At 65.3% G+C, this 1,838-nt stretch carries 2 protein-coding genes; both read right to left on the bottom strand.

Annotated elements, in window-relative coordinates:
- Window positions 1-151 precede the first annotated feature (151 nt).
- On the bottom strand, window positions 152-898 hold the full coding sequence (gene hutC / locus EOA29_RS35105) for a histidine utilization repressor (RefSeq protein WP_126094321.1): 747 nt from the start codon (window positions 896-898) through the stop codon (window positions 152-154).
- 13 nt (window positions 899-911) lie between these two features.
- Window positions 912-1,838: formimidoylglutamate deiminase (hutF, locus tag EOA29_RS35100; RefSeq protein ID WP_127222307.1), on the bottom strand; the 927-nt coding region annotated here is incomplete at its 5' end.

Below are 1,838 nucleotides of genomic sequence, written 5' to 3'. Positions count from 1 at the left end.
ACGAACTCTTCTTTCTGGCTCATCACGCTTCTGGCCTCGAATGGCATCCCGAACCCCCTCGCGCAAAACGCGCAAAACTGTTCGCGATGTCTTCGCACACCTGTTCGCGATGTCCCCGGTCCAAACAAAGGGGAGAAGGGGGGCGTTGGCGCTACCCCTGCGAAGGCGTAAACCTCGCTACCAGCGTGTGGCTTTCCGCCGGATAGATGAAGCGCACATGGGTGACTGGGTGCTCCGCGCTCCACGTTCGCCGCTCGACCACCAGACAGGGCGCGCCGGGATCGATGTCGAGCGCATCGGCGATAGTCTCATCAGCCGCCATGGCGCGGATGCGGTGCTCGGCCTCGCTCCACGGCACGCGGCCGATCAGCCACGGGCCGGGAGCGATCTCGAAGAACTCTTCCTCTCCGGCCCCGGCCACCGCTGAAAGATTGATCAGCCGCTGCTCGAGCGCGAACGGCCGTTCGCCGGCAAAATGCAGGCTTTCCAGCCAAAGTACCGGACCCGGAGCGGAGAGCCCGAGCAGCGCGCGGTCCTCGGCGCTGCTGCGCCGCTTCAGCCGCTCAAGCCGTTCGTAGCGATAGGGCAGGCCGAGCGCCTCGACCTCGATCCGGATGTCGTGGAGCTCCAGCACCGCCGCCTGCGATTGCGGCTGGCGCACGAAACTTCCTGAGCGGCGGCGGCGCTCGATCAGCCCCGCCTTGGCGAGCTGCGACAGCGCCTTGTTCACCGTCATGCGTGAGCATTTGTATTCGGCCGTCAGCTCGTGCTCGAAAGGAATGCGATGGCCAGGCGCCCAGGCGCCGGACAGGATCTTTTCGCGGATATCCGACAGGATGCGCTGGTGTAGCGAGACGCTCTCGCCACTTTCAACATCATCTGTCTCGACCAGGCTCATGGGCTTTCCTGCTTCAGTTCTGGGACAGCGCCGTCATCACCTGGCGGAATCGCTCGGCAACAACCTCACGCTTCGCATGCCTGCCGCCGCTGACCTGCTTTTTCCCGTGCACCCAGACGCAATCCACCTTGCTGCCATTGGCGAAGATCCAGGCGTCGAGGATCGCGTCTCCCGCCTTGCCCGCAAGCGAGGCATGGTTGGTGTCGAGCGAGACGAAATCGGCGGGACCGCCGACTGCAATCCGTGACGATCCGGCACCGAGCGCCTGGCGGCCGCCATCCAATGCCGCATCGAACAGCGCGCGCCCCGTGGAGCCGCCGGCGCGCGCCAGAACATTGCGGGCGCGGTGGGCGAGGCGCTGCGAATATTCGAGTTGCCTGAGCTCGTCAGGCAGGCCGATCAGCACGTTGGAATCGGAACCGACGCCGAAGCGGCCGCCCTGTTCGATAAACAGCGGCGCGGCAAATGTGCCGTCGCCGAGATTGGCCTCGGTGATCGGGCAGAGCCCAGCGATCGCGCCGCTCTTCGCCATGGCGATGGTCTCCGCCTCGCTCATATGCGTGGCGTGGATCAGGCACCAACGCTTGTCCACTGATGCCTGGCCAAGCAGGAATTCAACCGGCCGCGCGCCCGACCAGGCGACGCAATCCTCGACTTCCTTGACTTGCTCGGCGACATGGATGTGGACCGGGCCGTCCGGCGCCAGTGCCACGACTGCATTGAGCTCGTCCGGCGTTGCCGCGCGCAAGCTGTGCGGCGCAGCACCGACCACCGCTTGCTCCAGCATCGACACGCCTTCGCGGCTTTTCTCAAGCAGCCGCCCGAAGCGCTCGACATCATTGATGAATCGCCGCTGGCCTTCATTGGGAGCTGCGCCGCCGAAGGCGGAGTGGGCGTAGAAGACCGGCAGCAGCGTCAGAGCGATACCGGTCTCGGAAGC

The organism is Mesorhizobium sp. M1E.F.Ca.ET.063.01.1.1 (assembly GCF_003998155.1).
Classification (GTDB): domain Bacteria; phylum Pseudomonadota; class Alphaproteobacteria; order Rhizobiales; family Rhizobiaceae; genus Mesorhizobium.
Note: the sequence above shows the minus strand (reverse complement) of the source record. Positions and strands in the feature narration are given on the sequence as shown.

What these genes read in the sequence shown, in the direction of transcription:
- hutC (WP_126094321.1), bottom strand. Translation starts at nt 898, where the DNA reads ATGAGCCTGGTCGAGACAGATGATGTTGAAAGTGGCGAGAGCGTCTCG.